The 7,627-nt window shown below is 74.6% G+C and carries 2 protein-coding genes; both read left to right on the top strand.

Translation table 11 applies throughout. The features are described 5' to 3' along the window. Nucleotides 1-9: 9 nt before the first annotated feature. On the top strand, nucleotides 10-5,100 hold the full coding sequence (locus tag ABZS58_RS50610; protein WP_354791957.1) for an amino acid adenylation domain-containing protein: 5,091 nt from the start codon (nucleotides 10-12) through the stop codon (nucleotides 5,098-5,100). Next, nucleotides 5,097-7,627 (top strand): amino acid adenylation domain-containing protein (locus ABZS58_RS50605; protein WP_354791956.1); only part of this gene is annotated, 2,531 nt, incomplete at its 3' end. The genes ABZS58_RS50610 and ABZS58_RS50605, both read left to right, overlap by 4 nt.

The raw sequence follows: 7,627 nt of genomic DNA, 5'->3' as shown, positions 1-7,627 counted from the left end.
GGCGACGTCGTGCGCTGGACCGCCGGCGGGTCCCTGGAGTACGTGGGCCGGTCCGACGATCAGGTGAAGATCCGTGGGTTCCGGATCGAGCTCGGCGAGATCGAGACCGTCCTCGCCCAGCATCCGGGTGTCGTCCAGGTCGTCGTCATGGCGCGGGAGGACACACCCGGTATCAAGCAGCTCGTCGCGTATCTGGTCGGCGACGGCCTCACCGCAAGAGCACTGAAGGAGACCGCCGCCGCGAGCCTGCCGGAGCACATGGTCCCGGCCGCGTTCGTCGTCCTCGACGTGCTGCCGTCTACCACCGCCGGCAAGGTCGACCGCAAAGCGCTGCCCGCACCCGACCTCACCGCCACCGCAGGGGCCGTCGCCGCCCGTACACCCGCCGAAACCCTGCTGTGCGCGCTCTTCGCGCAGCTGCTCGGCCTGCCCACCGTCGGCATCCACGACGACTTCTTCGCCCTCGGCGGCCACTCGCTCCTCGCCACCAGCCTCACCGCCCGCACCCGCGCCGTCTTCAACCGGCCGCTGTCGATCAGGACCGTGTTCGAGGCGCCGACCGTCGCCGCCCTCGCCCGCCGCATCGCCGAGACCGGGCCCGGCGCCGCCGCCCGCCCCGAACTGCGCCGCCGGCCCGACGGCGACCGGCCCGCCCTGTCCTACGCGCAGCAGCGCCTGTGGTTCCACCACCGGCTCACCGGGCCCAGCGCCACCTACAACGTCGCGTTCGCCACCCAGCTCACCGGCCCGCTCGACGTCGGCGCGCTGCGGGCCGCGCTCGGCGACGTCGCCGCCCGGCACGACAGCCTCCGCACCGTGTTCGCCGAGGAGCACGGCCGGCCGTACCAGCTGATCCTGCCGCCCACCACCCCGGCCCTCGAGGTCGTGAGCTGCACGGATGCGGAGCTGACAGCGCGGCTGACCGAGGCGGGTCGCTACCCGTTCCGGCTCGAGGCCGAACCCCTCATACGCACCACGCTGTTCCGGACCGGCCCGGACACCGCGACACTGCTGATCCTGCTGCACCACATCGTCACCGACGAATGGTCCGAAGGCCGGCTCATGCACGACCTCGGCCTCGCGTACGCCGCCCGCACCGCCGGCGTCGCACCGCAACAGCCCGCCCTCCCCGTCCAGTACGCCGACTACGCCCACTGGCAGCGGGAACTCCTCGGTGACCCGGCCGACCCGGCGAGCCTCCTGCACCGGCAGGCCGCCTACTGGCGCGACGCGCTCACCGGCGCGCCCGAAGAGCTGACCCTGCCGACCGACCGGCCCCGCCCACCGGTGCCGTCCTACACCGGCGGCATCGTCACGTTCACCGTCGGCGCGGACGTCCACGACCGCATCCGCCGCCTCGGCCGCGACGTCGGCGCCACCGTCTTCATGGTCGTGCAGGCCGCCACCGCCGTGCTGCTGCACCGGCTCGGCGCCGGCGACGACATCCCGCTCGGCAGCCCCGTCGCCGGCCGCGACGAGGAGATCCTCGACGACCTCGTCGGGTTTTTCGTCAACACCGTCGTGCTGCGCACCGACGTCTCCGGCGACCCGACCTTCCGCGACCTCGTCGCCCGGGTCCGGACGACCGACCTGGACGCGTTCGCGCACGCCGACCTGCCGTTCGAGCGGCTCGTCGAGGCGGTCAACCCGGAGCGGACCCTGTCGCGCAACCCGCTGTTCCAGGTGATGCTGTCGCACCAGCACGTGCCGGCGAGGACCCCGGCGCTGCCGGGCCTGCGCAGCACCCCGCTGCCGATCGACACCGGCGTCGCGCAGTTCGACCTCGGCATCGTCGTCACCGAGGAGCACGGCGCCGACGGGATGAGCGGCATCATCGAATACGCCACCGACCTGTTCGACCGCGGCACCGCGGCACGGCTCGCGACCTGGCTGGTGCGGCTCCTCGACGCGCTCACCGCGGCCCCGGACCAGCCGATCGGCGCCGCGCCGCTGCTGTCCGAAGTGGAGCACCGCGCGGTCCTCACCGCGTCGCACGGCGCGCCGCCGCACGCGACGGCGCAGACCCTGCCGGCGATGTTCGAGGCGCAGGCCGCCGCGACCCCCACCGCCACGGCGCTGGTCGACGGCGGCACGACGCTCACCTACGCCGAGCTCAACGCCGCCGCGAACCGTCTGGCGAGGGTGCTCGTCGACCGTGGCGTCGGGCCGGAGCGGGTCGTGCTGGTGCTGCTCCCGCGCTCCGCGGGCCTCGTCGTGGCGGAGCTGGCCGTGGCAAAGGCCGGCGGCGCGTTCCTGCCCGTCGAGCCCGGCCAGCCCGCCGACCGGCTCGCCGCGATGATCGACGACGCGGCGCCGGTCCTGGCCCTCGTCAGGTCGACCAGCGGCGCCGAGCCGCCCGTGCCGCTCCTCGCCGTGGACGTCCCGGCGCTCACCGCCCACCGCGACGCGGGCGACCTCACCGACGCCGACCGGCGCGCGCCGCTGCGCCCCGGTCACCCCGCCTACATCATCTTCACGTCCGGCTCGACCGGCCGGCCGAAGGGCGTCGTCGTCCCGCACGCCGGGCTCTCCGGTCTCGCCGAGACGTTCATCACCACGTTCGGCATCAGCGGCACCAGCCGGGTCGCGCAGTTCGCGTCGCCGAGCTTCGACGTCACGATCGCCGAGCTCGTCATGTCGCTGCTGTCCGGCGCCGCCCTCGTGATCGTGCCCGAGGAGTCCCGGCTCGGGCCGCCCTACGCCCAGTTCCTCGCCGACGCCGGCGTCACCCACTTCGCGCTGCCGCCGTCCGCGCTCGGCGCACTGCCCGCCGGCAGCATCCCCGAGGGTGTCACCGTCGTCACCGGCGCCGACCGGTGCCCGCCAGAGCTCGTCGAGCGGTGGGCGCGCACGCACACCATGTTCAACGCCTACGGGCCCACCGAGGCGACCGTCAACGCGACCCTGTGGGCGTGCGAGCCCGGCGCGGTCCGCATCGGCCGGCCCGACCACGGCCGCACCGCCCACGTCCTGGACCACCGGCTGCGGGTCGTGCCCGACGGCGTCACCGGCGAGCTGTACCTCGGCGGCGCCGGCCTCGCCCGCGGCTACCTCGGCCGGCCGGACCTGACCGCCGGGCGGTTCGTCGCCGACCCGTTCGGCCCGCCCGGCGCCCGCCTGTACCGCACCGGCGACGTCGTGCGACGCGCCGGCGGCGACATCGAGTTCGTCGGCCGCGCCGACAACCAGGTGAAGGTCCGCGGCTTCCGGATCGAGCTCGGCGAGGTCGAGGCCGCCGTCCGCGCCCAGCCGGGCGTCGAGGCCGTCACCGTCGGCGTGGTGGACGGCCGGCTGGTCGCCCACGTCGTCGGCCGGGCCGATCTGGACGCGCTGCGCGCGGTCCTGCCCGACTACATGGTCCCCGCCGCCGTCGTCGCGCTCGCCGAGCTGCCGCTCACCAGCAGCGGCAAGGTCGACCGGCGCCGGCTGCCCGCACCCGCCTTCACCGCCTCGGGCGGCGACGAGGACCGGGCCGCGGGCACGCCCGTCGAGCAACTGCTGCGCGACCTGTTCGCGGAGATTCTGGGTGTACCGGCCATCGGCCCCGACGACAGCTTCTTCGCCCTCGGCGGCGACAGCATCATGTCGATCCAGCTCGTGTCCAGGGCCCGCGCCGCCGGGCTGCGGGTCACCCCCCGGCAGGTGTTCGAGGCGAAGACCCCGGCCGGGCTCGCCGCCGTCGCCTCCGCCGAACCGGGCCAGGCGCCTGGGTATGCCTCCGAGCCCGACGGCGCCGGTCTCGGCCTGGTCCCGGTCACCCCGATCGTCGCGTGGCTGCGCTCGCTCGACGCTCCCATCGACCGGTTCCACCAGTCACTGCTGGTCCGGGTCCCCGCCGCCGCGACCCCGGCGTCGCTGGTCGCCGCGCTGCAGGCGGTCCTCGACACGCACGACGCGCTGCGGGCCCGCTGGACCCCGGCCGGGCTGCACGTGCCGCCGACCGGCACCGTCCGCGCCGCCGACCTGATGTCCACAGTGGACGACCAGGCGGCGCTCCCGGAGGCGTACGCCGCCGCCGTGGCCCGCCTGGCGCCCTCCGACGGGGTCATGCTGCAGGCCGTCGCCGCGCCGGGACGGCTGCTGCTCGTCGCGCACCACCTCGTCGTCGACGGCGTCTCGTGGCGCATCATCGTGCCCGACCTACGCGACGCCTGGGACGCCGTCACCGCCGGGCGCGCGCCCACGCTGCCGCCGGTGCCGACGTCGCTGCGGCAATGGGCGCACGGCCTGACCGCCGCCGCGGCCGCCCGCACGGATGAACTGGACTTCTGGCAGGCGCAGGCGGCGCCGCCCGTCCTGCCCGCGCCCGGCCGGGCGTCGCCGCTGCGGCACCTCACCCGCACCCTCGAGCCGGAGCGGACCGCGCCGCTGCTGACGACCGTCCCGGCCGCGTTCCACGCCGCCGTGCCCGACGTGCTGCTCACCGCCCTCGCCGTCGCCGTGCGGCAGTGGCGCGGCGGCACCGGCCCGCTCGTCGTCGACCTCGAAGGCCACGGCCGCGAGGACGTCGTGCCCGGCGCCGACACGTCCCGGACCGTCGGCTGGTTCACCACCGCGTACCCGGTCCTGCTCGACCCCGGCCCGGTCGACCCGGCCGACGTCGTCACCGGCGGCCCGTCCGCCGGGCACGCGCTCAAGCGGGTCAAGGAACAGCTGCGGGCCGTGCCCGACAACGGCATCGGCTACGGCCTCCTGCGCCACCTCCAACCCGCCTCCGCCCTTGTCGGGGCCGCCACGCCGCAGGTGCTGTTCAACTACCTGGGCCGGTTCAGCGCCGGCTCCGCGGACAGCTGGTCGGCGGACCCCCTGGACCTCGGGGTGGTCGACGACGGGCTGCCGGTCAGCCACGCCCTGGACATCACCGTCACCACCCTCGACGGCCCCGACGGGCCGGAGCTCGAGGTGCGCTGGGCCTACCCGGCGGACCTGTTCACCGACAACGACGTCGCCACCCTCGCCGGTGCCTGGTTCGCCGCCCTCGACGGCCTCGCCACCCACACCAAGGACGGCGCCGCCGGCGGCCACACCCCGTCCGACCTCCTGGTCACCCTCAGCCAGGACGAGATCGACGAATTCGAAGACGACTGGAGCGATCTGTGAGCGCGAGCAAGCCGGCCGGACTGCAGGACATCCTGCCGCTGTCCCCGCTGCAGGAGGGCCTGTACTTCCTGAGCACATTCGACGAGCCGGCCGCCGTCGACGTGTACTCGGTGCAGCAGATCCTCGACCTCACCGGCCCCCTCGACGCGGACCGGCTCCGCGCCGCGGCCGCCGCGCTCCTCGACCGGCACCCGAACCTGCGGGCCGCGTTCCGCCCCCGCAAGACCGGCGAACCCGTCCAGCTGATCCCGGCGAAGGTCACGCAGGCGTGGACGTTCGCCGACCTGACCGGCGTCAGCCCGGCCGAGGCAGAGGTCGAACGGATCGCCGCGGAAGACCGCGGGCGGCGCTTCGACCTCGGCAAGCCGCCACTGCTGCGGTGGACCCTCGTCCGGCTGGCGGACAACGCGCACCGGCTCGTCATGACCGGCCACCACATCCTGCTCGACGGCTGGTCCGCGCCGCTGCTCGTGCGTGACCTCCTCGCCCTCTACGCCGGCACCCCGCTGCCGGCGCCGCGCCCCTACCGCGACTACCTTGCCTGGCTCACCGCGCAGGACCGGGCCACCGGCCGTGCCGCCTGGCGGCAGGCCCTCGACGGCGTCACCGAGCCGACCCTTGTCGCGCCCGCCGACCCGACCCGCCGCCCCGTCGTCCCCGCCGTCGTCGGCACCCACCTCGACGCCGGCACCACCGCCGCCGTCACCGCGCTGACCCGGCGGCTCGGCGTCACCCTCAACACCGTCGTCCAGGCCGCCTGGGCCCTCCTCGTCGGTGGGCTCACCGGCCGCGACGACGTCGTCTTCGGCGCCACCGTCTCCGGCCGCCCCGCGCAGCTCACCGGCGTCGAGGACATGGTCGGCCTGTTCATCAACACCCTCCCCGTCCGGGTCCGGGTCCGCCGCGACGACACGTGGACGTCGCTGCTCGACCGTGTCCAGCGGGAGCAGGCGGCGCTGCTGGACCACCAGTACCTGAGCCTCGCCGAGATCCAGCGGCAGGCGGGGATCGGCGCGCTCTTCGACACCCTCACCGTCTTCGAGAGCTACCCCCTCGACGAGGAGGGCATCGCCGCCGGGCAGGGCGCGTCCGGGCTGCGGCTCGCCGCCGTCACCGGGCACGACGCCACCCACTACCCGCTGACCCTGACCGTCGTGCCGGACATGTCCCTCACGTTCGGCCTCGAATACCGGCCCGACCTGTTCACCGCGGAAACGGCCGCCGGGATCCTGGACCGGCTCACCGCGCTGCTGCGCGCCCTCGCCACCGACCCGTCCGCCCGGCTGTCCACAGTGGACCTGCTGCTGCCCGGTGAGCGCGCCGGCCTCGCCCGCTGGAACAGCACCGCACACCCCGTGGCGGCCGCGTCCGTCGTGGACGTGTTCCTGGAGCGGGTCGCCGCTTCGCCGGACGTCCCCGCGGTCGTCTTCGGCTCGCAGTCGCTGACCTACAACGAGCTGGCTGACCGGGTCGACGTCCTCGCCCGTCGCCTGGTCGGGATGGGCGCCGGTCCCGAGCGTGTCGTCGCGGTGGTTTTGCCGCGGAGCATGGACTCGGTCGTCGCGTGGCTGGCCGTGCTGCGTGCCGGTGCGGTGTATCTGCCGGTGGACGTGGACCTGCCGGCCGACCGGATCGCGTTCATGCTCGCCGACGCCGACGCTGCCGTGGTACTGCGAAGCGTCCCGACGTCCGGTGATGTGCCCCTGGTGGAGCTGCCCGTCGTATCGTCGCGGCAGGCGGCGTACGTGCTGTACACGTCGGGCTCGACCGGCAAGCCCAAGGGCGTGGTGGTCGAGCACGGCGCGGTGGTGAACTTCTTCGAGCACCACCGCCGGGAGATCTTCGAACGGCTGACGGACAACAGGATCCGGGTGGGGTTGTCGGCGGCGCTGTCGTTCGACACGTCGTGGGAGGGCGTGCTGTGGCTCCTCGCGGGACATGAGCTGCACCTGTTCGACGACGAGACCCGCCGCGACCCCGCGCTTCTCGCCGGCTACGTCGCCCGCAACGGCATCGACTTCCTCGACGTCACCCCGTCCCTTGCCGACAGGCTCGTCGCGGAGGGCCTACTCGACAATCCGCCCGCGATCCTGGCGTTGGGCGGCGAGGCAGCCGGGTCCGCGCTGTGGACAGCTGTCCGCGATGCGGACAACGTCACCGGCGTGAACCTGTACGGCCCGACCGAGGCGACCGTCGACACGTTGATGGCGTGGATCGGTGACAGCGCAACGCCGCTCGTCGGCCGTCCCATCGCCAATACCCGCGCTCATGTGCTCGACGGCGCGCTGCGGCAGGTCCCGGTCGGTGTCGCGGGAGAGCTGTACATCGCGGGCACGCCGCTCGCCCGGGGCTACCTCGGCCGGCCGGGCTTGACGGCGGAGCGGTTCGTCGCCGACCCGTTCGGCGGGCCGGGGGGTCGCATGTACCGCACCGGCGACGTCGTGCGCTGGACCGCCGGCGGGTCCCTGGAGTACGTGGGCCGGTCCGACGATCAGGTGAAGATCCGTGGGTTCCGGATCGAGCTCGG

Source organism: Dactylosporangium sp. NPDC005555, from assembly GCF_040605635.1.
In the GTDB taxonomy this organism is placed as follows: Bacteria; Actinomycetota; Actinomycetes; order Mycobacteriales; family Micromonosporaceae; genus Dactylosporangium.
The sequence above is the reverse complement of the archived record's forward strand: the minus strand, read 5'-3'. Positions and strand labels throughout refer to the sequence as shown.